This is a genomic window from Streptococcus mitis B6, from assembly GCF_000027165.1.
GTDB lineage: Bacteria > Bacillota > Bacilli > Lactobacillales > Streptococcaceae > Streptococcus > Streptococcus mitis_AR.
Genome location: NC_013853.1, coordinates 164,472 through 190,948, shown reverse-complemented (window position 1 = coordinate 190,948; position 26,477 = coordinate 164,472). Strand labels below are relative to the sequence as shown.

The following is a 26,477-nucleotide window of genomic DNA, read 5'->3' as shown; positions in this document are numbered from 1 at the left end:
CTCTCTATCCTTTATCTATAGTCTCTTCCATTATATCATGATTTTTCAGAAAATTCTCCCTTTATAAGAGAAATTATAGGCTCAATTCTTCTTTCAAAGGCTGTAAATAAGTCGTTTCTTGCTTGTTTCTCATCCTCAGTCCTTCATCAGCTAGCAAGAGTAAGTCTTTTGAAAACTCTATAATCGCAGTTTCTTCCTGATCTGTGAGCTTTTTCTTAGAAAATTGCCGCCTTAAAAACTTATAATTTCGTCCAAATTCTTTAAAGAAAGGTGCTGTTTCTAAATAAGCTTCTAACTTATCTAAATTAACCAACAATCCCAAGTGAAAAGCTGCTGAAGCGAAAGTTCTCTCTAGAGGCTGAGTACACACACTACGAAACTCAACAGTTCCGCGAGTCGTTAAGTCTTGGTACTGATAGCTACGATGAGTTTCAAAATCCTTTTCTTGAGGGTAAATAAGAACCTCATCCCCATTAAGATCAAATGCTTGGATTTCAGGTGTAGCCAAATAGTCCCTTGCCTGAATGGGATAAAAATAATAGGTTTGTTCATCACGTTCCGCAGTAAAAATTGCAGAATAATCTAGATAATCAAAAAAATCATCCTCATCTTTAAAGAGTCTAGCATTGACCCCGACGTTTTCTGGATAGACACCATGCATCGATTCTTCCCAGAAAATATCTCTTGAGATTTTTGTATCCCAATCCGCACCTGTAAACTCAGAATTGGCAAATAAATATGCCTTAGCCGCTTCAATTTGGGTAAAAGCATTAATCACCCGTAAGTAGTTAGACTTTGAAACATCCAGCTGGACCTGACTCCCACAGATAAAAGCCCCATATTCAGGGAAATAATGTAAGTCTGACTCAGTCACATTGCAACTCAAATTCAAATAATCCATCAACATCTGATAGCGTGGATAAGCCACTGGACAATTCTCATTTTTATCCCAGTTGGGATGAATACCACAGCCAACAATAACATGATTTGATTCAGCTAACTTTTTCTGAATCACTTCCATATAAATACTAAAACGTTCTTCAACCTCTTGTATCGTTTCAGCCTTACCAAATGCAAACTCAATCGTAGTATAGGAAACTTCAAATAAAATAGCATCCTGACTTACTAGATTCAATAACTGAATAGGATTTCCAAAATCATCAATCTTTTCTACAGTTAGATGCAAATCAGAAACTAGATATCTAAATAACTGCTTGATAACTTCAACATCGGTAGCATTCCCTTCCAAGTTTACAACAGGAAATTCCAGCTCAATCCCGACAAACAATTCAGGATTTTCTTTAATATTTTTCAAATACCGATGTTTTAATAAATCGATAGAACGAGACATACTTCCCTACACTTTCATAATCTAAATAAAATTTGAATAACTATTATTATACCAAAAATAATATAAAAAGGAACGAAGATATTCCACGTTCCTTAACTCTATACTATACCGGCGGCCGGGGTCGAACCGGTACGTCCTTGCGGACACTGGATTTTGAGGAAAGCCCTTGCAGTTTTACAGTTTCATGAACCCAATAAAAACAGTAATACAAGAAATTACATTTGCCATAAAATCGGTAGGTTTATTTGTTTTTAGTCACTTTTTAGGAATTACCATTTCTTAGCTGATGCCTTATTTCTTTACTTAAATTTTTAAGGTCTTCATCATTACATAATTCTTCCCCAATAAATTTACTAAAGGTAAAAGAATGAATCACTTTCTTACGGCTTTCCTCAGTCCCATCGTTTAGAAGCTTCAAATAGTTTTCAAAGTCTGCTATCGCTCTCCTCTTGACCGTCTCAAAATCTTCGCCATCACTAACTTGATAATTGACTGATGTCCAATATAGCATTTCTATCTCCTTATGTAAGTTTTATATCACTAGTTTATTATTTTTCAATTTATTTAGCAAATGGACTATACTTAAACAAACAGAGTCAAAATTATAAGAATGAAAACCCAGTAAAACCAGTATTATAAGCGACTACTTCCATCGTAAAAACGGTGGAATTTTTTATTTTTTGGAAATTTTTAGGAATTTAGGAATTAGCGTGTTCACCTATTTTATTTCTTCATCAATTTTATAATATTCCTTTATGTACTCATAATACTTATAAATTGCTTGATTTAAAATATATGCCTTAGTTACCCTACCTTCTTTTTCAGCAATAATTTTTTGGATTTCGTCTAATTCATCCGATGAGCGTTTTGTCATATAAAAAGCTATTTGTTTCTCCATTGATAACTCTCCTTTATTTAATTAAGTTAATTTTAGCAAAAAAAATAGTAAATAGCTATTTTTTTCTTTACAAAAATCTTTTTTAGTGGTATCATAGTCTTAACCTAGTTAATGACTAGCTATAATATAGTTAAAAACAGAATGGAGACTAATATGGACAACTTTGAAAAAGAGGCTTTAGATTACTTCTATGAAGAATTGGAAAGCTATTATGATGAAGACGAACAAGGAGACATCTATGATGGATACGACTTCTAGCACTTCCTCATTTCACTCATACATCACACAGGAGCATTTGCTCCCTCAATTAACATTAAAGAGAGGACAAAATGATGAATACATTAAAAACTGAACAATATCAAGAAGCACGAGATAGATTAGATACTCTTGATTCCGTTTTTACACTCAGCCCTAGTCTCATTAATCAATGGGAAAATGGGAAATTGTGTTATTCTTATCTCACCCCATCGGGTGGAATTTTAGCTCCAATTGATATAGACACTGATAAAGCACATTTTAGAGAGCTAGTAAATGAGTATGAAACCAGAACAGGAAATCTTGTTTACCTTGTTATTGCAGATAATCATCTAATAAATCTTCTTTACGTCAGTAAAGCAGAAAAAGGAATTTCAAAGGCAAAACAAGTTAAGATTTGGCAAAAGGAGTTTAATAACAATATTTTTGGCTGGGTAAATGCTTGTGTAATCAATCCTAATAATCCTACATCATATGTACACGAGGATATTTTTATAGGTACATGTCAAGGTATACTTGGCAGAATTAAATAATAGTAAGAGGAGATTTTCTCCTCTACTACTATTCTAAATAGAAAGGTTTAATTATGACACAACTTAAAATTTTGAATTGGAACGTTAACCAACGTTCTGGCCTTGGCAAACAAATTCCTGATGTAGTTGTAAATGAGTTAAAACATTTAGATGCGGATGTTGTGTGCTTAACAGAGTACAAGAATCATTTTGAATTTTGTGAACAACTAAAATCTTTAGGTTACTCTTTATTTATGTATCCTGAGTATATCGAAAGATTTCAAAATGAAGTTTTGATAGCGATAAAAACTAAATTCGTTACACTCCCCAAACTAACAACTTTCCCCAAAGAGGATATGTTCCCAGATTTTCTACATCTACAAATTGATTTTGAAGGTGCTCCCTTGCATATCATTGGTGCGAGAATAAAAATTGCTACCATTGATAATTCACTCTCCTATAATAGAAAATTACCACTTTTAGTCAAGGACGCTAAAGAACGCTTACTACAAATTGAGTATATTACAGAATATGTTCGTAAGTTGAATGGAAAAATTCTTCTTATGGGCGATTTTAACAATTTTCACTACTTTGAACATCAAAAAACAGACTCATGGGAACATGATAAGGAGTTTTTACAAAATTATTATTCTTACCCTCTCGTAGTCGAAAAAATGAATGAAGTAAATCTTGCTACCTAATCTCCCACAGGTAATTATGATGAGGTCTATTCATGGATTAACCCAAAAATAAGGGCAGATAATATAAAACGCTATATTAGGAACGACCACTTGTTTTCAAATTTAGCAGAAATCAGCGATATTAAATATATTTGGGAGTTCACTAAAAATCCCAATTATCAAAATAAAGTCGGCTTCCCCGACCACGCTATTTTATCGGCAACTATCTCTTTATAGTTGTCCTTATACTTGCTCATTATAGGAGGTAAAGTAAAATGAGTGATAACTTAAAAGCATATCTATCTCTTTTAGGATTTGTGATATTAGCTAGCATAGGAATTTTTATATTCCCTCAAGGACATTTCTTTTCGAATTCTATCCTTATCCTTGGGTGTATTCCACTGCTTATCTCAACATATTATTTCGCAAAAATCCAGCTCTTAGGTTTTTACGAACTTTTAAAAGAGCTTTTAGATAAAATAAAAGGTATCTAACTAATATGTTTAAATTAAGACAAAGTGCTGATTTAACCAAAACTTATATTATTACTAGTAGTAAATTGAAGACAGTACATTTTTCAATAATAGCACTCACTATCTGCATTATATGTGCTATTATTGCCAATATAAGGGCTCCAACTTTTTTTCAAATTCTCTTTATATTTTTAGGTGGATTTATTATCTATAAAATTCATCTGAAAATAAAAATTTTTCGATATAACTTAGAGTATTACCTTATTATACGTGAGAGCTTACTTTATGTACTCCACACAAACAGACTTTATACCACATCTAAAGATAGTTCAGGCTATGAAAAAATCATCAGAAGTGCAGCATTAGAATACGAGATAGATAGACAAAAAGGTCATGTTCTTATCAAAGCTCTTATAACGGGCGATGAATTTACAAAAAAACTTCAAGCTCTCGATGATTTGCTTTCTGGCGCGCTTGGACTAGAGCTTGACGAGAAGATTCTTCGGGCTAGTGTTGCAGAGTATCATTTCTATTACATAAAACCAAAAAGGTTAGTTCTACAATCTCACAACCAAAGACGAGAGATAGATAGCCTTGATATAGATTTAGGATATGGTGTAAATTATAACCCAATAAAATGCCCACATATTTTGGTATCAGGAGGAACAGGGAGCGGAAAGTCTGTCTTCATATCTTTCCTGATTTTAGAACTTCTCAAACGGCAATCAACAGTCTATATTGCTGACCCTAAGAACTCTGACCTAGGTAGCTTGTCTCATTACTTTGGAAATAAATACGTAGCAACCACCCCAAATAATATAGCTCGCATTGTGAGAATCGTAGTTGAGGAAATGCAGGAACGATATCAAGTCATGCGTGATAACTTCCAGTATGGTTCAAATTTTTCAGAGCACGGTTTTAAGCCGATATGCTTGATAATAGATGAAATGGGAGCATTTCAAGCTTCAGGAACGGATAAAAAATCAAAAGAAGTTATAGTTGAAGTTATGGACGGTATCAAGCAAATCATTCTACTTGGGCGACAAGCTGGGGTATTTATCCTAGTATCTGCCCAACAAGTAAATGCTAGTGCTACTTTAAGTACTGAACTCAGAGATAATTTAGGATTGAGAATAGCTCTTGGAGCTAATTCTAGCGAGGGATATCGAATGGTTTTTGGTTCAGCTACTCCCAAAAATTTGAAACCTATCGAGGTAAAAGGAGCAGGCTATCTTTATATGCAAGGTTCAGGAAAAGAATCTGCCCAATACTGGGAAAGCCCGTATCTTGATATAACTCAATTCGATTTTATAAAAGAACTACAATTATACGTAACAAAGTCAAAATAATTTCAATAGATATTTTTGCTTAAATTCAATAGATTTTCAGCAAAAATATCTGTTCCTCATCGCTCTGCGATGATAGAAAAGAGGTACACATGAAGTTGAATGATTTTTTAAAGCCAGAACTGCTTGGCAACAAATTTCTAGCAGTAAAAGGCTATACAGAAGTATTAGACAGAGAGACAAATAAGCCTACTGCTTTTCGCCTTAACGTGTCCATACAGGACGACAATACTGAATTTTTTTTAGAACTGATACAAGTAAAAGTAAATACACTAACACCTACTTTAACAGTTCAAGAAATGGCAAACAACAAAACCTGCCCTGTTATATTAAAAGATTTGAATGTTGGTCAGTATAACGGAAACCTTTGGTTCTCATGCTCTGATGTTTTACCTGTAACAAAATAGCTAAGATTAGATAATATATAAAGGAGTTTTACAATGCAAACTTTTAACTACGATGATTTTAAGAATGAAAAGGGGATTGTTTCATTTTCTGAAGCAGAACAAATCTATTCTAGTCTCCTTAATTCCTCCAATCAACTTGATAAAGAATTTCAAGAAGAATGGACAACATTTGTACTTCTATGCGTAGAGTATGCCTCTGCACGTGGTAAATGGCTCACACTCTCAAGAGAAGAGAAACTTGCCAATGATGAATCTAGAACTGTTACTCACAATAAAGTTATTTATCAACTAAAGATTTTAAAAGGTTTACAAGTGAACAGGGCAATGATGTTGCTTGGTTTGAACAATTTAACGATGACAGAAAACGTATTGGCGACTTTGCTTGCTATGTAGCTTATATCTATGCCTTAAATGCTCGATAGACAATTAGAGGATATTATAGCTATATATTACTCTATGTCTGATATTCATGGAAATTATTAAATAACATCTTAAGAATAATTAATTCTATTTATCTATCACCGAAACAATGTGCTATAACTTAATTCGATTCTTAGACTAATATCAAAAATAAAGAGGGGAATATATATGAAGACGTTATTAATTGGTGATTTACACTTAAAATCTCAACTGATTTTACCCATTGTTGACAAAATTATCCAAACACATAATATTAAGAGAATCATTTTTCTTGGTGATTACGTTGATTTACATGGTCAAACTAACAATATCCAACTTTATGCCAAAGACCTCACTTTTTTATACTCTTGGAAAATAGATAAAGAGCAAAACGGAATAGATGTAATTAATCTTATAGGTAATCATGATGCTTATTATTTACTGGGAGAACAAGCTCCTTTCTCAATTCAAAACCTAGAGGTCTTTTTCGCAGTTAAAGAATTGTTGCAGGATTTGAAATTACAAGTAGCTTATCAACTAGATAATTATTTAGTCAGTCACGCTGGTTTCAATCTGATATTTGACCCAAAAGAATGGCATTTTAACCTCTATACCAAAGAGCATGAAGAAGAATTAGATATTCTAGCTTATACAATAGGACCAATGCGTGGTGGGAAAGCTCTTGGGGGGTCTCCTTTATGGGCACATTTTAGAGAATTAGAACTGCTTCCCAACCAAGACTTTCCTAAACAAATTGTTGGGCATACCCCTAAAGAATCTATTGATATTTCTAAAAATGTTATTGGTATAGATACTTTTTCATTATATATTGACAAAGATAATAAATATCAATTTATTGGTAATGGAGATTTACTCGTTTATGACCAAGGACATTTTGAGGTCATTTCAACAGACTGGGCAACAGACAAAATATTAAAACAATTACCACGACTATAAATTTAATAGCTACTTCTCATCATGTATCTAAGCAAAACTGCCGACAAGCAGTCGGCAAGCTGGAAGTGTGTTTAGCGGAGCGGTGCTTAGGATCACATGATAGAAGTAGGGAGGAGCTTTGCTCCTCCTAGTTTATTTATTATATAGACAATCTTTTGGCGAAAACTATAATAAGGGTGCATTTTTTTATGACTAATTATAATAAAAAAATTATTCGCACCGCTTCCTATATCGAGATTTGGGAATATGAAAAGCCAATATTTTCAAAAGGAAAATCCATTCTAGATACTAATACTGAAAACAAGGAAAAATCACAACGTAGAACATTTGAAGAACTTACACCTGAAGAACAAGAACAACGTCTGGAGCGTATGAAAAAAACTCGCTTAGAAGCAAAGTGGAACTTATTACGCTTAGTTGATTGTAATTATAATGACAATACTTCATTTCTAACCCTGACCACTAAAGAAAATATTAGCGACAGAAACCACTTCAAAGACTTACTAAAAACTTTTATAAAACGCTTTAACTACCACATCTTTAATACCAAGAAAAGTAAATTAAAATATTTAACAGTATTAGAAAAGCAAAAACGTGGAGCATGGCATGCTCATATTCTGCTTTTCAGCGTTCCTTATGTACCACACCGTCAACTCTTGGAACTTTGGGGACATGGAGCAGTACGAATAAATAAAGTTGATGTAGACAGCAAAGAAAATCGCGGTCGATATGTCACAAAGTATTTTGAAAAAGGGATTGGACAAGAATTGTTGGAAAACTTCGGAAAGCAAGCCTATTTTTCATCACGCAACTTAAAAAAGCCTGATGAAGATAGATTTTATACTTATGAAGATTTTAATTATGATAGTTCAGTCGTACTATATGAAACGGAATACATTAGTAAAGTCTATAAAGACGGTCAGTATTTCGATAATCATGTAAAGTATAAGAAAATAAAACTAGATGAATAAAGGAGTAAGTTACATGATAGCAACTGTTACTAAGAATGACCTAGTTGCCCTTGGTTTTTCTGAGGGCACATCGAAACGTATTATCCGCCAAGGGAAAGAGCTACTGATAACACGAGGCTTTACAGTCTATCAGAATAAACGAATTGGTACTATACCTGCTACTATTGTAAGCGAATTACTCGGTTTTGATGTTCAAAACAGTACCCTCAAGGAGTAAAATATGGCAATTAGAAAAGGTAAAGACGGTAATTGGATAGTTGATATTAGCAACGGTTTTGACCCAATAACACTAAAGCAACGTAGAATTGTCAGAAAGGGCTATAAGACGAAAAAAGAAGCTATTGAGGCAGAACACTACTTACGAAGTGTAGAGTTAAAAGAACGCTTCTATGGGGCTAAAATAACTATCCCCATACTATATGAACTACTAAAGGAAGAAGATAGTATAAATCATCGAAAAGCAAGCTATATCAATACACAAGATAATAATTACAACAAACACATCAAAGATTATTTTTCTATGGTAGATAATGTCGGAAAACTAACCTATGAAGACATCTACCAATTTAGAGAACATCTTAGGCAAAAAGTAGCTAAAAATTCTGATAAACCGTTAAGCACAAATACTATCAACAAAATCATGATTTTACTCAAAAAAATTTTTGATGTTGGTTTGCGAAAAGGCTATTACTCCTCCAATCCAGCAAAATTGATAAAAAAGTTGCCAATTGAAAAAACAAAAATGCAATTTTGGACAGTCAAAGAATTTCAGAAGTTTTTGACACTATTTGAACCCGAAGAATACAATATCAAACTACTCTTTACTGTTCTATTCTTTACAGGATTAAGACTTGGGGAAGCTCTTGCCCTAACATGGCAAGACATCGACTTTTCAAGTAATACAATTCATATCACGAAATCTGTCTATGTTAATAAAGGAGTAACTCATATCAGCACAACAAAAACTAAAGCAGGAACAAGAAGAATTGTCATCAATAAAAAATTAAGCCAAGAATTACAAGATTGGGAAAAGCAACAAAAACATCTATTAGAGCAATTTACCAACAATAGCCTAACATTACAAGTGTTTCAAAATAGTCCTATCACAATTACAAAAAATGCAGTTGAAAAACAATATAAGAAAATACTTGAACGTGATAGCACACTAAAAAAGATACGCATACACGATTTTAGGCACTCACACGCTTCCCTGCTGATTAACCAAGGAGAAGATTATCTAGTTGTAAAAGAGCGACTAGGACATGCTTCTATAACAACCACGATTGATACCTACTCTCACTTGTACCCAAGTAAGCAAAAGGATTTAGCTGATAAACTAGATGAATTACTATAAAGTAATTGAGTTTTATAAATGGAAAGTTCATAATTAAATCATGGATACATCACAAGCAATAAAAGCACATGAAGTAGCTAAAAAAGCACACTTTGGACAAATTGATAGAGCAGGAATTGACTACATTAAACACCCTGAAACAGTAGCTAGTTTTGTCGCAACTGATGAAGAGAAAGCTGTCGCCTATCTACATGATGTAATTGAAGATACTTCACTAACCCTACTAGACCTAAAAAAGGAAGGTTTTTCAAAAAATATTATAGAAGCCGTCGATATACTCACAAAGAAAAAAGGACAAGATTATCAATCTTATCTCAATCTAGTAAAGAAAAATGAACTCGCTAGAGTTGTAAAGTTAGCGGATTTACGGCATAATTCAGATTTAACAAGACTACCATTAATTACTGAAAAAGACTTAGAGAGAAATAAGAAATACAGTTCTGCTATTAGATTTTTAAGAGCAAAGAAAAAAAGTTAGTAACTAAACTATAAAATTTTATAAAGATAAAACAAAAGACAAGGCTTATAAACTTTGTCTTTATTACTATACTGGCGGTCGGTCTCGAACTGGCACATCCTTGCAGATACTACAATTTTATTAAAATAAATAACTATAAAAAGTGAAATTTTTTATTGAGAAACTTTTAGACTAGGAGTATAATGTATCTAAAATAACTATTAGGTGGCTGTTATATGAATAATGTTGTTACTACACAAATTTCTATTCAACTTAGTCAAGAGTTAAATTCTTTATTAAATGCTATTGTTGAAGAAAATAATACAACAAAGACTGACTTTATTAGACAAGCTGTTATAGAGAAAATTGAAGATATATATGATATTAAGGTTGCTGATGAAGCTTATAAAAAATGGGTTGAATGTGGCAGAAAGACTTTCTCACATGAAGAAATGATGAGGCGCTATGGCTAAAATATACGCAATATCTGATATACATGGGCACTACAATGAGTTTATTAAATCTATCAATAAAATAGATTTATCTGATAAACAAAGTCGACTTATCTTACTTGGAGACTACATTGACAATGGTTCTCAATCTTTTCAAGTTATTTCCAAAATAATTGAACTTGAGGAACTTTATCCTAATCAAATTATCACTCTATTAGGAAATCATGAAGAATGGTTTTATGATTGGTTGATTTTAGAAAAGCCTACTTCTTCTGCATTTCCAGAAACAATAAAAAGCTTCTTCTCTCCAGAGGAATTGAACTATATTTTTAAATCGAATGCTAACAACTTTGAAACAGGTGTTAGAAATGAAATTAAAAATAATATCAAATTTAATCCATGTATAAACTGGTTTAAAAAACGATATAGGGATAAACGCTATTATGAAACTGATACCCAAATTTTTGTTCATGCTGGCATTGATGAAGAAGCAGGAAAGTTTTGGAAAGAACTAACGAGTTCAGAGATATTTACAAACAAATTTCCTATTACCACTGGTAGATTTCATAAAGCTATTATTTCGGGCCATATTGCTTCTTCGGAAGTAGCTAAAGATAGAAGATACCTGGGTAAGATTTACTATGATAGTAAAAGTCATTACTTTATTGATGGAGAGGTAACGAATAGCAAAACAATACCTGTTCTTTGCTATGATACAATTACCCAAAAATATCACTTTCTATAACTTTTAATCATGTGCTTTTATATGAAATTAGTAATTATTAGTAACAATTTCAAGAAATTTATTATGACATAACAAAAAGACAAGGCTTAGAAACCTTGTCTTTTCAACTATACCGGCGGCCGGGGTCGAACCGGCACGTCCTTGCGGACACTGGATTTTGAGTCCAGCGCGTCTGCCAATTCCGCCACGCCGGCAAATAGTAACTGGGGTAGCTGGATTCGAACCAACGCATGAGGGAGTCAAAGTCCCTTGCCTTACCGCTTGGCTATACCCCAATAATATAAAATAGGCGAGTGATGGGGATCGAACCCACGCATGCCAGAGCCACAATCTGGTGTGTTAACCACTTCACCACACCCGCCATAATTCTATTAACACGGGCAGTAGGAATTGAACCCACACTGAAGGTTTTGGAGACCTTAGTTCTACCTTTAAACTATGCCCGTAAAATGGAAGGGGAGGGATTCGAACCCCCGAACCCGAAGGAGCGGATTTACAGTCCGCCGCGTTTAGCCTCTTCGCTACCCTTCCAAAATATATAAATGGCGCGAGACGGAATCGAACCGCCGACACATGGAGCTTCAATCCATTGCTCTACCAACTGAGCTACCGAGCCTTATTGCGGGAGCAGGATTTGAACCTACGACCTTCGGGTTATGAGCCCGACGAGCTACCGAGCTGCTCCATCCCGCGTTAATACAAAAGGAGGATGTGGGATTCGAACCCACGCACGCTTTTACACGCCTGACGGTTTTCAAGACCGTTCCCTTCAGCCGGACTTGGGTAATCCTCCAAAATAGTCCGTACGGGATTCGAACCCGTGTTACCGCCGTGAAAAGGCGGTGTCTTAACCCCTTGACCAACGGACCAAACTTTATGGGCACGAGTGGACTCGAACCACCGACCTCACGCTTATCAGGCGTGCGCTCTAACCACCTGAGCTACGCGCCCAAGTTAAAAACTTGGTAATTGAACAAAGTTCAAAGCGGGTGACGAGAATCGAACTCGCGACAACAGCTTGGAAGGCTGTAGTTTTACCACTAAACTACACCCGCTTAAATGGGAGTTAACGGGATCGAACCGCTGACCCTCTGCTTGTAAGGCAGATGCTCTCCCAGCTGAGCTAAACTCCCTAGAGCTAAGCGACTTCCATATCTCACAGGGGGCAACCCCCAACTACTTCCGGCGTTCTAGGGCTTAACTTCTGTGTTCGGCATGGGTACAGGTGTATCTCCTAGGCTATCGTCACTTAACTCTGAGTAATACCTACTCAAAATTGAATATCTATTCAAATCAAGAAAAACCGTTCGCTTTCATATTCTCAGTTACTTTGGATAAGTCCTCGAGCTATTAGTATTAGTCCGCTACATGTGTCGCCACACTTCCACTTCTAACCTATCTACCTGATCATCTCTCAGGGCTCTTACTGATATAAAATCATGGGAAATCTCATCTTGAGGTGGGTTTCACACTTAGATGCTTTCAGCGTTTATCCCTTCCCTACATAGCTACCCAGCGATGCCTTTGGCAAGACAACTGGTACACCAGCGGTAAGTCCACTCTGGTCCTCTCGTACTAGGAGCAGATCCTCTCAAATTTCCTACGCCCGCGACGGATAGGGACCGAACTGTCTCACGACGTTCTGAACCCAGCTCGCGTGCCGCTTTAATGGGCGAACAGCCCAACCCTTGGGACCGACTACAGCCCCAGGATGCGACGAGCCGACATCGAGGTGCCAAACCTCCCCGTCGATGTGAACTCTTGGGGGAGATAAGCCTGTTATCCCCAGGGTAGCTTTTATCCGTTGAGCGATGGCCCTTCCATACGGAACCACCGGATCACTAAGCCCGACTTTCGTCCCTGCTCGAGTTGTAGCTCTCGCAGTCAAGCTCCCTTATACCTTTACACTCTGCGAATGATTTCCAACCATTCTGAGGGAACCTTTGGGCGCCTCCGTTACCTTTTAGGAGGCGACCGCCCCAGTCAAACTGCCCGTCAGACACTGTCTCCGATAGGGATCACCTATCCGGGTTAGAGTGGCCATAACACAAGGGTAGTATCCCAACAACGTCTCCTTCGAAACTGGCGTCCCGATCTCTTAGACTCCTACCTATCCTGTACATGTGGTACAGACACTCAATATCAAACTGCAGTAAAGCTCCATGGGGTCTTTCCGTCCTGTCGCGGGTAACCTGCATCTTCACAGGTACTAAAATTTCACCGAGTCTCTCGTTGAGACAGTGCCCAAATCATTACGCCTTTCGTGCGGGTCGGAACTTACCCGACAAGGAATTTCGCTACCTTAGGACCGTTATAGTTACGGCCGCCGTTTACTGGGGCTTCAATTCATACCTTCGCTTACGCTAAGCACTCCTCTTAACCTTCCAGCACCGGGCAGGCGTCACCCCCTATACATCATCTTACGATTTAGCAGAGAGCTGTGTTTTTGATAAACAGTTGCTTGGGCCTATTCACTGCGGCTGACTTAAAGTCAGCACCCCTTCTCCCGAAGTTACGGGGTCATTTTGCCGAGTTCCTTAACGAGAGTTCTCTCGCTCACCTGAGGCTACTCGCCTCGACTACCTGTGTCGGTTTGCGGTACGGGTAGAGTATGTTTAAACGCTAGAAGCTTTTCTTGGCAGTGTGACATCACTAACTTCGCTACTAAACTTCGCTCCCCATCACAGCTCAATGTTATAGAACTAAGCATTTGACTCAGTTCACACCTCACTGCTTAGACAGACACTTCCAATCGTCTGCTTTAGTTAGCCTACTGCGTCCCTCCATCACTACATACTCTAGTACAGGAATATCAACCTGTTGTCCATCGGATACACCTTTCGGTCTCTCCTTAGGTCCCGACTAACCCAGGGCGGACGAGCCTTCCCCTGGAAACCTTAGTCTTACGGTGGACAGGATTCTCACCTGTCTTTCGCTACTCATGCCGGCATTCTCACTTCTATGCATTCCAGCACTCCTCACGGTATACCTTCATCACACATAGAACGCTCTCCTACCATACCTATAAAGGTATCCACAGCTTCGGTAAATTGTTTTAGCCCCGGTACATTTTCGGCGCAGGGTCACTCGACTAGTGAGCTATTACGCACTCTTTGAATGAATAGCTGCTTCTAAGCTAACATCCTAGTTGTCTGTGCAACCCCACATCCTTTTCCACTTAACAATTATTTTGGGACCTTAGCTGGTGGTCTGGGCTGTTTCCCTTTCGACTACGGATCTTAGCACTCGCAGTCTGACTGCCGACCATAATTCATTGGCATTCGGAGTTTATCTGAGATTGGTAATCCGGGATGGACCCCTCACCCAAACAGTGCTCTACCTCCAAGAATCTCTAATGTCGACGCTAGCCCTAAAGCTATTTCGGAGAGAACCAGCTATCTCCAAGTTCGTTTGGAATTTCTCCGCTACCCACAAGTCATCCAAGCACTTTTCAACGTGCCCTGGTTCGGTCCTCCAGTGCGTCTTACCGCACCTTCAACCTGCTCATGGGTAGGTCACATGGTTTCGGGTCTACGTCATGATACTAAGGCGCCCTATTCAGACTCGGTTTCCCTACGGCTCCGTCTCTTCAACTTAACCTCGCATCATAACGTAACTCGCCGGTTCATTCTACAAAAGGCACGCTCTCACCCATTAACGGGCTCGAACTTGTTGTAGGCACACGGTTTCAGGTTCTATTTCACTCCCCTCCCGGGGTGCTTTTCACCTTTCCCTCACGGTACTGGTTCACTATCGGTCACTAGGGAGTATTTAGGGTTGGGAGATGGTCCTCCCAGATTCCGACGGGATTTCACGTGTCCCGCCGTACTCAGGATACTGCTAGGTACAAAGACTATTTTAAATACGAGGCTATTACTCTCTTTGGCTGATCTTCCCAAATCATTCTTCTATAATCTTTGAGTCCACATTGCAGTCCTACAACCCCGAAGAGTAAACTCTTCGGTTTGCCCTCCTGCCGTTTCGCTCGCCGCTACTAAGGCAATCGCTTTTGCTTTCTCTTCCTGCAGCTACTTAGATGTTTCAGTTCACTGCGTCTTCCTCCTCACATCCTTAACAGATGCGGGTAACAGGTAGTACCTGTTGGGTTCCCCCATTCGGAAATCCCTGGATCATCGCTTACTTACAGCTACCCAAGGCATATCGTCGTTTGTCACGTCCTTCTTCGGCTCCTAGTGCCAAGGCATCCACCGTGCGCCCTTATTAACTTAACCTTATTTTTCTGACCTTTCAGTCATAAACTCTTATTAATACTACAGCGTTTTCGGTTTATTTTCTTGTTACTATTTGATATAGATATTCAATTTTCAATGTGCATTACTTGGTGATCTCTCACCAATGGAGCCTAGCGGGATCGAACCGCTGACCTCCTGCGTGCAAAGCAGGCGCTCTCCCAGCTGAGCTAAGGCCCCACAAGACCTCTCAAGACTAAACAAGACCAATGCGCAGTTCCTTTTCCTTAGAAAGGAGGTGATCCAGCCGCACCTTCCGATACGGCTACCTTGTTACGACTTCACCCCAATCATCTATCCCACCTTAGGCGGCTGGCTCCTTACGGTTACCTCACCGACTTCGGGTGTTACAAACTCTCGTGGTGTGACGGGCGGTGTGTACAAGGCCCGGGAACGTATTCACCGCGGCGTGCTGATCCGCGATTACTAGCGATTCCGACTTCATGTAGGCGAGTTGCAGCCTACAATCCGAACTGAGACTGGCTTTAAGAGATTAGCTTGCCGTCACCGGCTTGCGACTCGTTGTACCAGCCATTGTAGCACGTGTGTAGCCCAGGTCATAAGGGGCATGATGATTTGACGTCATCCCCACCTTCCTCCGGTTTATTACCGGCAGTCTCGCTAGAGTGCCCAACTAAATGATGGCAACTAACAATAGGGGTTGCGCTCGTTGCGGGACTTAACCCAACATCTCACGACACGAGCTGACGACAACCATGCACCACCTGTCACCTCTGTCCCGAAGGAAAACTCTATCTCTAGAGCGGTCAGAGGGATGTCAAGACCTGGTAAGGTTCTTCGCGTTGCTTCGAATTAAACCACATGCTCCACCGCTTGTGCGGGCCCCCGTCAATTCCTTTGAGTTTCAACCTTGCGGTCGTACTCCCCAGGCGGAGTGCTTAATGCGTTAGCTGCGGCACTAAACCCCGGAAAGGGTCTAACACCTAGCACTCATCGTTTACGGCGTGGACTACCAGGGTATCTAATCCTGTTTGCTCCCCACGCTTTCGAGCCTCAGCGTCAGTTACAAGCCAGAGAGCCGCTTTCGCCACCGGTGTTCCTCCATATATCTACGCATTTCACCGCTACACATGGAATTCCACTCTCCCCTCTTGCACTCAAGTTAAACAGTTTCCAAAGCGTACTATGGTTAAGCCACAGCCTTTAACTTCAGACTTATCTAACCGCCTGCGCTCGCTTTACGCCCAATAAATCCGGACAACGCTCGGGACCTACGTATTACCGCGGCTGCTGGCACGTAGTTAGCCGTCCCTTTCTGGTAAGATACCGTCACAGTGTGAACTTTCCACTCTCACACTCGTTCTTCTCTTACAACAGAGCTTTACGATCCGAAAACCTTCTTCACTCACGCGGCGTTGCTCGGTCAGACTTCCGTCCATTGCCGAAGATTCCCTACTGCTGCCTCCCGTAGGAGTCTGGGCCGTGTCTCAGTCCCAGTGTGGCCGATCACCCTCTCAGGTCGGCTATGTATCGTCGCCTTGGTGAGCCGTTACCCCACCAACTAGCTAATACAACGCAGGTCCATCTGGTAGTGATGCAATTGCACCTTTTAAGCAAATGTCATGCAACATCTACTCTTATGCGGTATTAGCTATCGTTTCCAATAGTTATCCCCCGCTACCAGGCAGGTTACCTACGCGTTACTCACCCGTTCGCAACTCATCCAGAGAAGCAAGCTCCTCCTTCAGCGTTCTACTTGCATGTATTAGGCACGCCGCCAGCGTTCGTCCTGAGCCAGGATCAAACTCTCATTAAAAGTTTGAGTTCTCACTCATTTCTGTCACTGACAGATTGTTTGTTTGTTCATTGTTCAGTACTACAACAGTTGTTGTAGTGCCCTGCACATTGGTTCGTCTTGTTCAGTTTTCAAAGGTCTTTGTCACTTACTTCTCTCAAGTGACAACTATATTAGTATATCACAGTCGCTTTCGCTTGTCAACACTTTTTTGAAACTTTTTTGAACTTTTTTCATCAAGTGTTCCATCCGCAACATACCATAGTCCGTACGGGATTCGAACCCGTGTTACCGCCGTGAAAAGGCGGTGTCTTAACCCCTTGACCAACGGACCTGAGCTGTTATTTTCAACTCTTACTATTATACAGGCTTTTCTAACTTTGTCAACTACTTTTTTTATCTTTTTTCAAGTTAAGTAAAAAGAGCCAGAATTGTACTGACTCTTCTATTGATTATTAAACTTAGAAGCACGTTCTTCTCCCCACCAATAGGGGATTAGTTCTGCGACTTTAACTGTTTTTCTTATATTATAATCCATCATGAATTCTGCATCTTTATTTTCAGCATTCAACTCTAAAAGGAATTCTCTACAAGCACCGCAAGGCATAGCTGAACTTCCACCATAAGGTGGTTTATCTCGAAAGGCTAATACTTTCTTAACCTTAGTTTGTCCTGAAAATTGGTTCATATTGAAGAGGGCCGCCCGTTCTGCACAGAGATGGAATACACCACAGGTTCCCTCCATACAGAATCCTGTAAATAGTTGTCCATCTTCTGCTTCTACTGCGGCAACGACATGATTAGCATAAACAAAATCAGATACTTCATGTGGATTATACAATTTCTGTGCTTCTTCGTACATCTTTTCCCAGATGTCCATTATTGCATTCTCCTTATTTAGAGATTTCTTTTAGCATGTTTTCAATATGCTGAATTGATTTTTCACGTCCAAGCAAGAAGATCGTATCTGGTAATTCTGGTCCATGCATTTCACCTGAAACAGCAATACGAATTGGCATGAAGAGATTTTTCCCTTTGATACCTGTTTCTTTTTGAACAGCTTTGATTTGTGGGAAGATATTTTCTGTTACAAATTCATCATCTGTCATCGCTTCAAGTTTTGCTTTGAAGGCTTCAAGAACTGTTGGGACTGTTTCGCCCGCCATAACTTCGCGCTCTGCTTCGGTCAATTCTGGGAAATCTGAGAAGAAGAGATCTGTCAATGGAATAATTTCATCAACTGATTTCATTTGTGGTTTATAGAGCTCAACTAGTTTTTCAGCTTTGTCAGTTAAACGGCCTGCTTCCTCTAAGAATGGTTTTGCCATTTCAAAGATAGTTTCTAGGTCTGCATTCTTGATATAATCATTGCTCATCCAGTCGAGTTTCTTCTGGTCAAAGGCTGCTGGAGACTTGCTCAGGCGGTTTTCATCGAAAAGTTTAATGAGTTCTTCACGAGAGAAGATTTCATCTTCGCCACCTGGGTTCCAACCAAGAAGAGCAATAAAGTTAAAGACTGCTTCTGGTAAATAACCTTTTTTACGGTAGTCTTCGATAAACTGAAGGGTGTTGGTATCGCGTTTAGACAATTTTTTTCCAGTTTCAGAGTTGATAATTAAGGTCATGTGACCGAACTCTGGAGCTTCCCAGCCAAGTGCTTCATAGACCATGAGCTGTTTTGGTGTATTAGCAATATGGTCATCTCCACGGATAACATGAGAAATTTGCATATCATGGTCATCGATGACAACGGCAAAGTTGTAAGTTGGGTAACCGTCTTTCTTTTGGATAACCCAGTCACCACCGATATTGCCACCTTCAAATTCGATATCGCCTTTGACCATATCATGCCACTTGTAGATACCTGACTCATTGACAGCCAAACGAACCGTTGGGATGACCCCAGCTGCTTCACGTTCTGCGATATATGCTGCTTTCTCCTCTTTACTCATACCAAGATATTCATTGATGTAACGAGGTGTTTCCCCAGCTGCTTCTTGGCGTTCGCGTTCAGCTGCCAACTCTTCTTCTGTAACGTAAGATTTGTAGGCTTTTCCTTCAGCTAATAGTTGGTCAATGTATTTTTGATACAAGTCCAAACGCTCAGACTGGCGGTAATTTTCATGTGTCTCTGGGCTTTCATCCCAATCCATGCCCAACCAACGAAGATTTTCAAGCTGTGAACGTTCTCCATCCTCGACATGACGTTTACGGTCAGTATCTTCGATACGAATGATAAAAGTTCCACCATGATGACGTGCGTAAAGGTAGTTGAACAATGCTGTACGGGCATTCCCGATGTGTAGTAGTCCTGTTGGACTTGGTGCGTAACGTACGCGAATATCTTTTGACATAGTTTCTCCTATAAAGTCTCTAGGCGTCTGCCTTTTTGCTCTCTATATTATATCACAAGTCTTGGCTGAGTCCAATTTCTATGGATAAAGAGAGTAAAAAGAGTGGACAAACCACTCTTTTTTCTATTATTATAGACGTGCGTTAAGTTCTTTGCTTAATTCTTCAAATCCTGGTTTTCCAAGAAGAGCGAACATGTTACGTTTGTATGCTTCAACACCTGGTTGGTCAAATGGGTTGATGGCATTCAGGTAACCAGAAAGGGCGATAGCCAATTCGAAGAAGTAGATTGTGTAACCAAGAGTGAAAGCATCTTGCTCTGGAAGAGTCACGTACATGTTTGGTACATCACCGTCTGTGTGGGCAAGAAGAACACCGTCAGTTGCTTTTTTGTTTACAAAGTCAACGTCTTTTCCTTGAAGGTAACCAAGTCCATCAAGGTCTTCTTCCAAGCTAGGGATAATCACGTTTTTACGAGGTTTGTCAACACGGACAACTGTTTCAAACATGATACGAGTTCCTTCTTGGATAAATTGACCAAGTGAGTGCAAGTCAGTTGAGAAGTTGGCTGAAGTTGGGTAGATACCTTTTTGGTCTTTTCCTTCTGATTCACCAGCCAATTGTTTCCACCATTCTGAGAAGTATTGAAGTGATGGCTCATAGTTTACCAAGATTTCAGTTGCATAGCCTTTACGGTAAAGGATGTTACGAACTGCTGCATATTGGTAAGCTTCGTTTTCAGAGATTTTGTCTGAAGTGTAGTCTTTGCGAGCTGCATTCGCACCTTCCATAAGAGCTTTGATGTCAGCTCCTGATGCTGCGATTGGAAGCAAACCAACGGCTGTCAATACTGAAAAGCGTCCACCGATATCATCTGGAACAACAAATGTTTCCCAACCGTTAGCGTCTGCTTCAACCTTAACAGCACCTTTTTGGCGGTCAGTTGTTGCGTAGATACGTTTGTTTGCTTCTTCTTGACCGTATTTCTTAACCAAGAGTTCTTTGAAGACACGGAAAGCGATAGCTGGTTCAGTTGTTGTACCTGATTTAGAAATCACGTTTACTGAGAAGTCTTTGTCTGCAACATACTCTACCAAGTCAGCAAGGTAAGTAGATGAGATTGAGTTTCCTGCGTAAAGGATTTGTGGAGCCTTGCGTTCTTCTTTTGTTTGCAAGTTTGCAAAGTGGTGGTTCAAGAAGTCGATTGCTGCTTTGGCACCAAGGTAAGACCCACCAATACCGATAACAACCAAAACATCGCTGTCTGATTTGATTTGCTCAGCAGATTTCAAGATACGGTCAAATTCTTCGCGGTCGTAGTTTTCAGGAAGGTCCAACCATCCCAAGAAGTCGCTACCAGCACCAGTTCCTTTACGGATCAATTCATCTGCTGCTGTTACTTGTGATTGCATGTATTCCACTTCATGTGGTGCAACAAATTTGTCTAAAACTTTTGAATAATCAAATTTAATATGTGACATGTTATTCCTCCAATATTTCTTCTTTTCTATCATAACGCTTACTTTCGTTTTTTTCAAGTTTTTTTGTCGAATTGCTCCAATTATTATCAGAATTCAAACGTTTGCGTACAAATACCGCATCCCAAAATTTTGAAAAAATAAAATCATGACCACCCGTCAAACGGGTGGTTTGTCCCAGGGCTATAAGCCCAAATTACCAGCCAGCGCCTAAAGACGCTGGCTTTCATGTTGTTCAAGCCTCATTGCTCTTGGCTCGTCACTTGCCTCTTAAAGAGGCTTTAGTATTACTTACCACTATCCCTAAAGGGATCCTCATATTCTTTTACACTTAATTTATCTAGTGCTATATCATGCTTTTCCTGTTCTTGAATATATTTCTTAATTGTGCCTTCATTGAGTCCAACCGTACTCACATAATAACCTTCCGCCCAGAAATGCCGATTCCCAAACTTGTACTTGAGGTTGGCGTGTTTATCAAACATCATGAGTGAACTTTTTCCTTTTAAATAGCCCATGAAACTCGAAATACTTATCCTTGGTGGAATACTTACTAACATATGTACATGGTCTGGCATTAAGTGACCCTCGATAATTTCAACTCCTTTATAACTACACAAGCGATGAAATATTTCTCCTAAACTACTTCGATATTGATTATATATAACTTTTCGTCTATACTTAGGGGTGAACACAATGTGATATTTACACATCCACTTTGTGTGTGATAAACTATGTGCCTTTTGTGCCATATTTTTCTCCTTTCGCTTTACAATTGGCTTGAACACCTTTATTGTATCGCGTTTGGAGTTTTTTGGGTATAACCTTCGACGCGCACCCGCATAGCGGGTGGTTTTTTTGTCTCGCACCTAACGGAGCGAGACGGACTAACAGTCACATAATAAAGAACGACCAGATATACCAGTCGTTACAATTCATTCAATAAATACTCAAATAGTTCTAAATTGCCATCTTCTTCATTAACTAGAAACTCTGGATGCCACTGCAAACCGATAATGCGGTGTTCGTCGATAGACTCAATCGCTTCGATGGTTTGGTCTCTTGGATCAATAGCAGTTACACGGAAATTAGGTGCCAAATCTTTAATACTTTGACGATGGACGGAGTTGACCTGACTGTCTTTTCCAAATAGCTTAGCCACCACGCTTCCTTCTACTGTCTCAATAGAGTGAGATGTTCCGAAAGGTAATCCTTGCCAGTGACCTTCGATTTCTTGATTGAGGGTTCCGCCAAAGGCAACATTGACAAGTTGGACACCGCGACAGATTGCCATAATTGGTTTATTCTGACGGAGCGCTTCTTTCAAGAGGGCCAATTCAAACTCATCGCGCACTAGGTTGTAATCATCACTCTCGATGGTCTTTTTCTCTCCATAAAACTGAGGATGGACATTTTGCCCACCTGTTAAAATGAGTTTGTCAATCATTTCCACATAATCGCGTACAACTGACTCATCACCAACAGGGATGACTAAAGGGAGACCGCCGACTTGTCGAATGCTCTCTGCGAATCTACAAGATACAGATGAATGAATGTTTTTGCCCTCTGCGTCTACAGGACATAGATTTGCAGCAACTCCTACAACCGTTCTAGGCATGATGTGTCTCCTTTCGAATGTTAATACTCTTCGAAAATCTCTTCAAACCACGTCAGCGTCGCCTTACCGTAGGTATGGTTACTGACTTCGTCAGTTCTATCCACAACCTCAAAGCAGTGCTTTGAGCAACCTGCGGCTAGCTTCCTAGTTTACTCTTTGGTTTTCATTGAGTATAACGATAGTCCTATCATATCACTCAAAATGACTTTCGTCTAATATGTTTTTTTTAAGGCTGTGATAAAAATTTTTTATGGACAAGAAAAAGCTGCCCACATAGGACAACTTCTTTCTTATTCGAAAACAAATTGATTGTGATAGAGTTCTGAATAGAAGCCACCTAGTTTCAAAAGTTCATGGTGGTTACCGCGTTCAATGACTTCTCCATCTTTAAGGACAATAATCTGGTCTGCATTGAGGATGGTCTTCAAACGGTGAGCAATGACGAAACTAGTTCTGCCTGCTACAACCGCCTCCATGGCATGCTGAATCTTACTTTCTGTCACCGTATCTACGTTTGAAGTCGCTTCATCTAGAATGAGAACTTCTGGATCTGTCATCAGGGTTCGAGCGATAGAAATCAATTGCTTTTGCCCAGTTGAGAAGATGCTCTGGTCATCATCTATAAGAGTATCGTATTTATCAGGTAGGCTTTCGATATAGTCATGAATATGGGTTGCTTTGGCTGCTGCCTCAACCATTTCTTGACTAGCATCTGGCACACCAAAACGGATATTGTCTCGAATGGTTCCACTAAATAAGACTGAATCTTGCAAGACAATTCCCACCTTGCTTCTGAGACTATCCAAGTCGTAGTCACGGATGTCTTTACCATCAAAATAAATACCACCAGTATCAACATCATAAAAGCGATTGATGAGGTTCATAATAGTCGTTTTCCCTGAACCTGTCGGACCAACAACCGCTGTCATCTGGCCTTTAGGGGCAGAAATGCTGACATCTTTCAAAATAGGTTTATCAGGCAGATATGAAAAATCAATATGACTAATTTCAACACCTTCTTGCAACTTAGTAAAAATCGGCGCCTTTTCAGGTCGGATTTCTTCCTCTGCGTCAAACATTTCCTGAATCCGTTCAGCCCCAGTAAAGGCTAACTGAAGGCTTCCCCAACTAGCTGCAACTTGGATAATAGGCTGGTAGTACTGCTGTGAAAATTGGGCAAACATAACAATCAAACCTAAGGCTGTACTTGTTTCGATAGACTTATCATTCAAAAGTACAGCTGAACCAGCAAAAATGACGATGGCTGTATTAACCAGACTCATCCCATTCATGACAGGGAACAGAATTCCTGAAAACATTCTTCCTTTAAAGGTTGCCTTGCGCACGCACTCATTTTGTTCAAGAAATCCTGCCAGCATATCCTCTTGAATTCCTTGAACAATGACAGCTTTTTGACCTGAGATACTCTCATCCATATAGGCGTTGAGCTTCCCTACCTCTTTCTGCTGTAGATTGGTGTATTTGCGTGCCATTTTCATGATGAAAATCAGCATAAAGAAGGCCACTGGTGTGCTGGCAATGGTGATGAGGGCCAGTGTCACATTTCTCGAAAGCATGACAAGAATCAGACCAATGTATAAAACAATATTGCTCATGACCTGAATCAAGCTCTCGTTAAAGGCTTGAAGGATATTATCCAAATCACTGGTAAAACGAGACAAGATATCGCCATCTTGTCGGCGGTCAAAGAAAGAAACCGTCAAGCGAGCAAGCTTACCGAAGAGGCCTTTGCGCATCTCATTGGTCGACTCTGCAATCACGCGCGTCATGAGACACATGTATATCACACTAGAGATAAATAGAACCAAAACCAGCAGGCCAAGATTGACCATGATTCCCGATAGACTTTGCCAAACAAGTTCTGGATTGCCATCTTGATAAGCTTGAATTAAATTAGCTAGCTGCGTCACCGCTTGTCCAGCAAAGACCGGAAAGAGGGCTTGAGCAAGAGTCGCCAGAACAATCATCAGTATAACAACTACAAATGAGAGCTTATAGACTTTAAAATAATTCCAAAAAAATTGAACTGTCTTCATTTTACTCCTCCTTTCCTTTCTGTGTTTCGTAGATTTCACGGTAAACGGCATTGTTGGCAACCAAGTCTGCATGCGTACCTTGACCAATCAATCGTCCTTGATCTAGAACCAAGATTTTATCTGCATGAACAACCGAGCTAATCTTTTGCGCGATGATAATGGTTGTTGTTCCCTTCAAGTCCTTATTCAAGGCTTCTTGCACTAGGCGCTCTGACTTGGCATCCAAGGCCGAGGTCGAATCGTCAAAAATCAGAATACGTGGATTGCTGACAATCCCACGCGCAATCGACATCCTTTGCTTTTGTCCACCTGAGAAATTGGTTCCCCGTTCCTCAACTGGACTTTCAAAGGTTTTCTCCATACGATGAATGAATTCACTGGCTTGAGCAATATTGGCTGCACGCTCCATTTCAAATAGAGTAGCATCTCCCTTACCCTGTCTTAGATTATCTGCAATCGTTCCACTAAAGAGAATGGCACGTTGGAGAACGATAGAAACTGTTTGACGCAGGGTTCCTTCACTCACTTCTCGAATATCCTTGCCACCGATTTTAATGGCCCCGTCCTGTGGATCAAAGAGACGTGGAATCAGTTGAGCCAAGGTTGATTTTCCTGCACCAGTCGCCCCAACTACACCAACCATTTGACCAGGTTCGATAGTAAAGGTCACATCTTTCAGCATTGGTTCCTTGTCCATTGGATAGGTAAAGGTTACATTTTCAAAGCTAAGACTTCCAACCAACTCTTCATCTGAGACATCCTTGAAGGTCATGGCTGGCTCTGCGTCAAGGATTTCTCGAATACGACGCATGGAAATCATAGCACGGCTGACAGAATTTCCCAAAAATCCAACCATGACAATGGTAAAGATAATCTGGCTCAGGTAATTGACAAAGGAAGCAATGGAGCCAACAACTGACGGTTCCGACTGAACCATCCCTGCAACTAGCCAAATAGAGAGGAATACTGCCCCATAACCGACCAACATCATGAAAGGTTCCACTACTGAAAAGGCATAACCAATGTAAAGGTTTTGACCGAGAAGTTCGTCTGAAACCTTCGTAAACTTAGCAAACTGCTCTTTTTCTTGGACAAAGGACTTGACCACACGAACGCCACGCAGATTTTCCTTGGCAATAGCATTAATGCGCTCAAGAAGAGTTTGAAACTTGGCAAAACGAGGCCCCATCATCCCCATCATGACGGCAGTCAAGCCAAAAATTAAGATTACCATGAGAACAATCACCCACCACAGAGAAGGTAAGGTTTGAACCGCCAAGATAAAGGAACCAATAAACAAGAGAGGAAGTCTGAAAAGAATTTGGAAGGTCATCATGACGACGTTCTGAATCTGGTTGATATCATTTGTCATGCGAACGACTAGATTTCCCGCATTAAATTGTTCAATATTGGCATAAGAAAAGGTTTGGATTTTACGGAAGGCATCCTCTCGAAGGTCGGATGAAACTCCTTGAGCAATATAGGCTGCAAGGACAACATTGAGCCCACCAGCAACCAGACCGACCACGGCCACACCAATTAACCAAGCCCCGATACTATAAATAGCTTCATATTTTCCAGCAAGGAGGGCGTCTAACACTTCCTGCAGATAACGCGGTTGCAGAAGTGAACTAGCAACCGTCAAGCCCGTCATCAGGAGCGAAGTCAAGGCCTGCCACTTGTAGGTTTTTATTTTCTGAATCAGCATA

General features: G+C 39.8%; 23 protein-coding genes, 14 tRNA genes and 3 rRNA genes. 13 read left to right on the top strand and 27 right to left on the bottom strand.

All coding sequences use genetic code 11. The features are described from left to right. Window positions 1–73: 73 nt before the first annotated feature. From SMI_RS00990 to SMI_RS00980, 3 genes are all read right to left on the bottom strand, one after another. Window positions 74–1,351 carry a hypothetical protein gene (locus SMI_RS00990; RefSeq protein WP_000091371.1) on the bottom strand — a complete coding sequence of 426 codons (1,278 nt, stop codon included), beginning with the start codon at window positions 1,349–1,351 and terminating at the stop codon, window positions 74–76. A 262-nt stretch (window positions 1,352–1,613) separates the two neighbouring features. Continuing rightward, the gene (locus tag SMI_RS00985) at window positions 1,614–1,862 is read right to left on the bottom strand and encodes a hypothetical protein (RefSeq protein WP_000967654.1); all 249 of its coding nucleotides are present in this window, start codon (window positions 1,860–1,862) and stop codon (window positions 1,614–1,616) included. Between the two features lie 207 nt (window positions 1,863–2,069). After that, a complete protein-coding gene (locus tag SMI_RS00980; RefSeq protein ID WP_000414802.1) occupies window positions 2,070–2,249 on the bottom strand; it encodes a hypothetical protein in 180 nt (59 codons plus the stop codon). Window positions 2,250–2,578: 329 nt separating this feature from the next. Here SMI_RS00980 and SMI_RS00975 point away from each other — a divergent pair, with 329 nt between their 5' ends. From SMI_RS00975 to SMI_RS00915, 13 genes are all read left to right on the top strand, one after another. Then, complete coding sequence (locus SMI_RS00975; protein ID WP_000982220.1) at window positions 2,579–3,037, top strand: hypothetical protein; 459 nt, start codon at window positions 2,579–2,581, stop codon at window positions 3,035–3,037. Between the two features lie 53 nt (window positions 3,038–3,090). Next, window positions 3,091–3,717 carry an endonuclease/exonuclease/phosphatase family protein gene (locus SMI_RS00970; protein WP_000192641.1) on the top strand — a complete coding sequence of 209 codons (627 nt, stop codon included), beginning with the start codon at window positions 3,091–3,093 and terminating at the stop codon, window positions 3,715–3,717. A 254-nt stretch (window positions 3,718–3,971) separates the two neighbouring features. Beyond that, window positions 3,972–4,190 (top strand): hypothetical protein, encoded by a 219-nt coding sequence (locus tag SMI_RS00965; RefSeq protein ID WP_001282609.1) that lies wholly within the window; start codon window positions 3,972–3,974, stop codon window positions 4,188–4,190. Between the two features lie 5 nt (window positions 4,191–4,195). After that, window positions 4,196–5,518 (top strand): FtsK/SpoIIIE domain-containing protein, encoded by a 1,323-nt coding sequence (locus SMI_RS00960; RefSeq protein WP_000475574.1) that lies wholly within the window; start codon window positions 4,196–4,198, stop codon window positions 5,516–5,518. Window positions 5,519–5,607: 89 nt separating this feature from the next. Next, window positions 5,608–5,922, top strand: a complete 315-nt coding sequence (locus tag SMI_RS00955) for a hypothetical protein (protein ID WP_000772799.1) — start codon at window positions 5,608–5,610, stop codon at window positions 5,920–5,922. A 33-nt stretch (window positions 5,923–5,955) separates the two neighbouring features. Continuing rightward, window positions 5,956–6,315: a hypothetical protein gene (locus SMI_RS00950; protein WP_012972428.1), complete on the top strand. Its 360-nt coding sequence runs from the start codon at window positions 5,956–5,958 to the stop codon at window positions 6,313–6,315. Window positions 6,316–6,510: 195 nt separating this feature from the next. Then, window positions 6,511–7,278: a metallophosphoesterase family protein gene (locus SMI_RS00945; protein ID WP_000854386.1), complete on the top strand. Its 768-nt coding sequence runs from the start codon at window positions 6,511–6,513 to the stop codon at window positions 7,276–7,278. A gap of 188 nt (window positions 7,279–7,466) precedes the next feature. Beyond that, on the top strand, window positions 7,467–8,249 hold the full coding sequence (locus SMI_RS00940; protein ID WP_000186339.1) for a rolling circle replication-associated protein: 783 nt from the start codon (window positions 7,467–7,469) through the stop codon (window positions 8,247–8,249). 13 nt (window positions 8,250–8,262) lie between these two features. Beyond that, complete coding sequence (locus SMI_RS00935) at window positions 8,263–8,466, top strand: DUF3173 domain-containing protein (protein WP_000562210.1); 204 nt, start codon at window positions 8,263–8,265, stop codon at window positions 8,464–8,466. A 3-nt stretch (window positions 8,467–8,469) separates the two neighbouring features. Then, the gene (locus SMI_RS00930) at window positions 8,470–9,603 is read left to right on the top strand and encodes a site-specific integrase (protein ID WP_001007697.1); all 1,134 of its coding nucleotides are present in this window, start codon (window positions 8,470–8,472) and stop codon (window positions 9,601–9,603) included. Window positions 9,604–9,643: 40 nt separating this feature from the next. Then, on the top strand, window positions 9,644–10,081 hold the full coding sequence (locus SMI_RS00925) for an HD domain-containing protein (protein ID WP_000381519.1): 438 nt from the start codon (window positions 9,644–9,646) through the stop codon (window positions 10,079–10,081). A 215-nt stretch (window positions 10,082–10,296) separates the two neighbouring features. Continuing rightward, entirely contained in the window at window positions 10,297–10,533 is a 237-nt protein-coding gene (gene relB / locus SMI_RS00920; protein ID WP_001067142.1) for a type II toxin-antitoxin system RelB family antitoxin, read from the top strand. After that, window positions 10,526–11,257 (top strand): metallophosphoesterase, encoded by a 732-nt coding sequence (locus SMI_RS00915; protein WP_001074366.1) that lies wholly within the window; start codon window positions 10,526–10,528, stop codon window positions 11,255–11,257. Before relB ends, SMI_RS00915 begins: the two co-directional genes overlap by 8 nt. A gap of 110 nt (window positions 11,258–11,367) precedes the next feature. Here SMI_RS00915 and SMI_RS00910 read toward each other — a convergent pair. The 24 genes from SMI_RS00910 to patA form a co-directional block, all read right to left on the bottom strand. After that, window positions 11,368–11,451 (bottom strand) — tRNA-Leu (locus tag SMI_RS00910). Window positions 11,452–11,460: 9 nt separating this feature from the next. After that, a tRNA-Gln gene (locus SMI_RS00905) sits at window positions 11,461–11,532 on the bottom strand. Window positions 11,533–11,545: 13 nt separating this feature from the next. After that, window positions 11,546–11,618, bottom strand: a tRNA-His gene (locus tag SMI_RS00900). 14 nt (window positions 11,619–11,632) lie between these two features. After that, window positions 11,633–11,703: transfer RNA gene (locus tag SMI_RS00895), tRNA-Trp, on the bottom strand. A gap of 4 nt (window positions 11,704–11,707) precedes the next feature. Next, window positions 11,708–11,788: transfer RNA gene (locus SMI_RS00890), tRNA-Tyr, on the bottom strand. Between the two features lie 12 nt (window positions 11,789–11,800). Further along, a tRNA-Phe gene (locus SMI_RS00885) sits at window positions 11,801–11,873 on the bottom strand. 3 nt (window positions 11,874–11,876) lie between these two features. After that, window positions 11,877–11,950: transfer RNA gene (locus tag SMI_RS00880), tRNA-Met, on the bottom strand. A gap of 10 nt (window positions 11,951–11,960) precedes the next feature. Then, a tRNA-Ser gene (locus SMI_RS00875) sits at window positions 11,961–12,050 on the bottom strand. Between the two features lie 4 nt (window positions 12,051–12,054). Continuing rightward, a tRNA-Glu gene (locus tag SMI_RS00870) sits at window positions 12,055–12,126 on the bottom strand. Window positions 12,127–12,134: 8 nt separating this feature from the next. Beyond that, a tRNA-Ile gene (locus SMI_RS00865) sits at window positions 12,135–12,208 on the bottom strand. A 33-nt stretch (window positions 12,209–12,241) separates the two neighbouring features. Continuing rightward, window positions 12,242–12,312 (bottom strand) — tRNA-Gly (locus tag SMI_RS00860). Between the two features lie 5 nt (window positions 12,313–12,317). Continuing rightward, window positions 12,318–12,390, bottom strand: a tRNA-Val gene (locus tag SMI_RS00855). 4 nt (window positions 12,391–12,394) lie between these two features. Next, window positions 12,395–12,510, bottom strand: a 5S ribosomal RNA gene (gene rrf, locus SMI_RS00850). Window positions 12,511–12,587: 77 nt separating this feature from the next. Beyond that, window positions 12,588–15,489: ribosomal RNA gene (locus SMI_RS00845) — 23S ribosomal RNA — on the bottom strand. Window positions 15,490–15,614: 125 nt separating this feature from the next. Next, a tRNA-Ala gene (locus SMI_RS00840) sits at window positions 15,615–15,687 on the bottom strand. A 51-nt stretch (window positions 15,688–15,738) separates the two neighbouring features. Beyond that, window positions 15,739–17,284: ribosomal RNA gene (locus SMI_RS00835) — 16S ribosomal RNA — on the bottom strand. Together the 16S, 23S and 5S rRNA genes with 14 tRNA genes alongside form the textbook arrangement of a ribosomal RNA operon. A 241-nt stretch (window positions 17,285–17,525) precedes the next feature. Further along, window positions 17,526–17,597, bottom strand: a tRNA-Glu gene (locus SMI_RS00830). A gap of 111 nt (window positions 17,598–17,708) precedes the next feature. Further along, window positions 17,709–18,143: a cytidine deaminase family protein gene (locus tag SMI_RS00825; RefSeq protein ID WP_000355920.1), complete on the bottom strand. Its 435-nt coding sequence runs from the start codon at window positions 18,141–18,143 to the stop codon at window positions 17,709–17,711. A gap of 13 nt (window positions 18,144–18,156) precedes the next feature. Beyond that, window positions 18,157–19,617 carry a glutamate--tRNA ligase gene (gene gltX, locus SMI_RS00820; RefSeq protein ID WP_000031057.1) on the bottom strand — a complete coding sequence of 487 codons (1,461 nt, stop codon included), beginning with the start codon at window positions 19,615–19,617 and terminating at the stop codon, window positions 18,157–18,159. A 129-nt stretch (window positions 19,618–19,746) separates the two neighbouring features. Further along, window positions 19,747–21,096, bottom strand: coding sequence for a glucose-6-phosphate isomerase (locus tag SMI_RS00815; RefSeq protein WP_000018273.1), 1,350 nt, complete (start codon window positions 21,094–21,096; stop codon window positions 19,747–19,749). Window positions 21,097–21,380: 284 nt separating this feature from the next. Then, window positions 21,381–21,845, bottom strand: a complete 465-nt coding sequence (gene tnpA, locus SMI_RS00810) for an IS200/IS605 family transposase (protein ID WP_000057438.1) — start codon at window positions 21,843–21,845, stop codon at window positions 21,381–21,383. A gap of 176 nt (window positions 21,846–22,021) precedes the next feature. Then, a complete protein-coding gene (locus SMI_RS00805) occupies window positions 22,022–22,711 on the bottom strand; it encodes a gamma-glutamyl-gamma-aminobutyrate hydrolase family protein (RefSeq protein WP_001138350.1) in 690 nt (229 codons plus the stop codon). A gap of 290 nt (window positions 22,712–23,001) precedes the next feature. Beyond that, window positions 23,002–24,768, bottom strand: coding sequence for a multidrug efflux ABC transporter subunit PatB (patB, locus tag SMI_RS00800; RefSeq protein WP_000859877.1), 1,767 nt, complete (start codon window positions 24,766–24,768; stop codon window positions 23,002–23,004). 1 nt (window position 24,769) lies between these two features. Continuing rightward, window positions 24,770–26,476, bottom strand: a complete 1,707-nt coding sequence (gene patA / locus SMI_RS00795) for a multidrug efflux ABC transporter subunit PatA (protein ID WP_000908161.1) — start codon at window positions 26,474–26,476, stop codon at window positions 24,770–24,772. Window position 26,477 lies beyond the last annotated feature (1 nt).

Coding starts and splice junctions, on each gene's coding strand:
- SMI_RS00990 (WP_000091371.1), bottom strand. CDS start 1,351: ATGTCTCGTTCTATCGATTTATTAAAACATCGGTATTTGAAAAATATT.
- SMI_RS00985 (WP_000967654.1), bottom strand. CDS start 1,862: ATGCTATATTGGACATCAGTCAATTATCAAGTTAGTGATGGCGAAGAT.
- SMI_RS00980 (WP_000414802.1), bottom strand. CDS start 2,249: ATGGAGAAACAAATAGCTTTTTATATGACAAAACGCTCATCGGATGAA.
- SMI_RS00975 (WP_000982220.1), top strand. CDS start 2,579: ATGATGAATACATTAAAAACTGAACAATATCAAGAAGCACGAGATAGA.
- SMI_RS00970 (WP_000192641.1), top strand. CDS start 3,091: ATGACACAACTTAAAATTTTGAATTGGAACGTTAACCAACGTTCTGGC.
- SMI_RS00965 (WP_001282609.1), top strand. CDS start 3,972: ATGAGTGATAACTTAAAAGCATATCTATCTCTTTTAGGATTTGTGATA.
- SMI_RS00960 (WP_000475574.1), top strand. CDS start 4,196: ATGTTTAAATTAAGACAAAGTGCTGATTTAACCAAAACTTATATTATT.
- SMI_RS00955 (WP_000772799.1), top strand. CDS start 5,608: ATGAAGTTGAATGATTTTTTAAAGCCAGAACTGCTTGGCAACAAATTT.
- SMI_RS00950 (WP_012972428.1), top strand. CDS start 5,956: ATGCAAACTTTTAACTACGATGATTTTAAGAATGAAAAGGGGATTGTT.
- SMI_RS00945 (WP_000854386.1), top strand. CDS start 6,511: ATGAAGACGTTATTAATTGGTGATTTACACTTAAAATCTCAACTGATT.
- SMI_RS00940 (WP_000186339.1), top strand. CDS start 7,467: ATGACTAATTATAATAAAAAAATTATTCGCACCGCTTCCTATATCGAG.
- SMI_RS00935 (WP_000562210.1), top strand. CDS start 8,263: ATGATAGCAACTGTTACTAAGAATGACCTAGTTGCCCTTGGTTTTTCT.
- SMI_RS00930 (WP_001007697.1), top strand. CDS start 8,470: ATGGCAATTAGAAAAGGTAAAGACGGTAATTGGATAGTTGATATTAGC.
- SMI_RS00925 (WP_000381519.1), top strand. CDS start 9,644: ATGGATACATCACAAGCAATAAAAGCACATGAAGTAGCTAAAAAAGCA.
- relB (WP_001067142.1), top strand. CDS start 10,297: ATGAATAATGTTGTTACTACACAAATTTCTATTCAACTTAGTCAAGAG.
- SMI_RS00915 (WP_001074366.1), top strand. CDS start 10,526: ATGGCTAAAATATACGCAATATCTGATATACATGGGCACTACAATGAG.
- SMI_RS00825 (WP_000355920.1), bottom strand. CDS start 18,143: ATGGACATCTGGGAAAAGATGTACGAAGAAGCACAGAAATTGTATAAT.
- gltX (WP_000031057.1), bottom strand. CDS start 19,617: ATGTCAAAAGATATTCGCGTACGTTACGCACCAAGTCCAACAGGACTA.
- SMI_RS00815 (WP_000018273.1), bottom strand. CDS start 21,096: ATGTCACATATTAAATTTGATTATTCAAAAGTTTTAGACAAATTTGTT.
- tnpA (WP_000057438.1), bottom strand. CDS start 21,845: ATGGCACAAAAGGCACATAGTTTATCACACACAAAGTGGATGTGTAAA.
- SMI_RS00805 (WP_001138350.1), bottom strand. CDS start 22,711: ATGCCTAGAACGGTTGTAGGAGTTGCTGCAAATCTATGTCCTGTAGAC.
- patB (WP_000859877.1), bottom strand. CDS start 24,768: ATGAAGACAGTTCAATTTTTTTGGAATTATTTTAAAGTCTATAAGCTC.
- patA (WP_000908161.1), bottom strand. CDS start 26,476: ATGCTGATTCAGAAAATAAAAACCTACAAGTGGCAGGCCTTGACTTCG.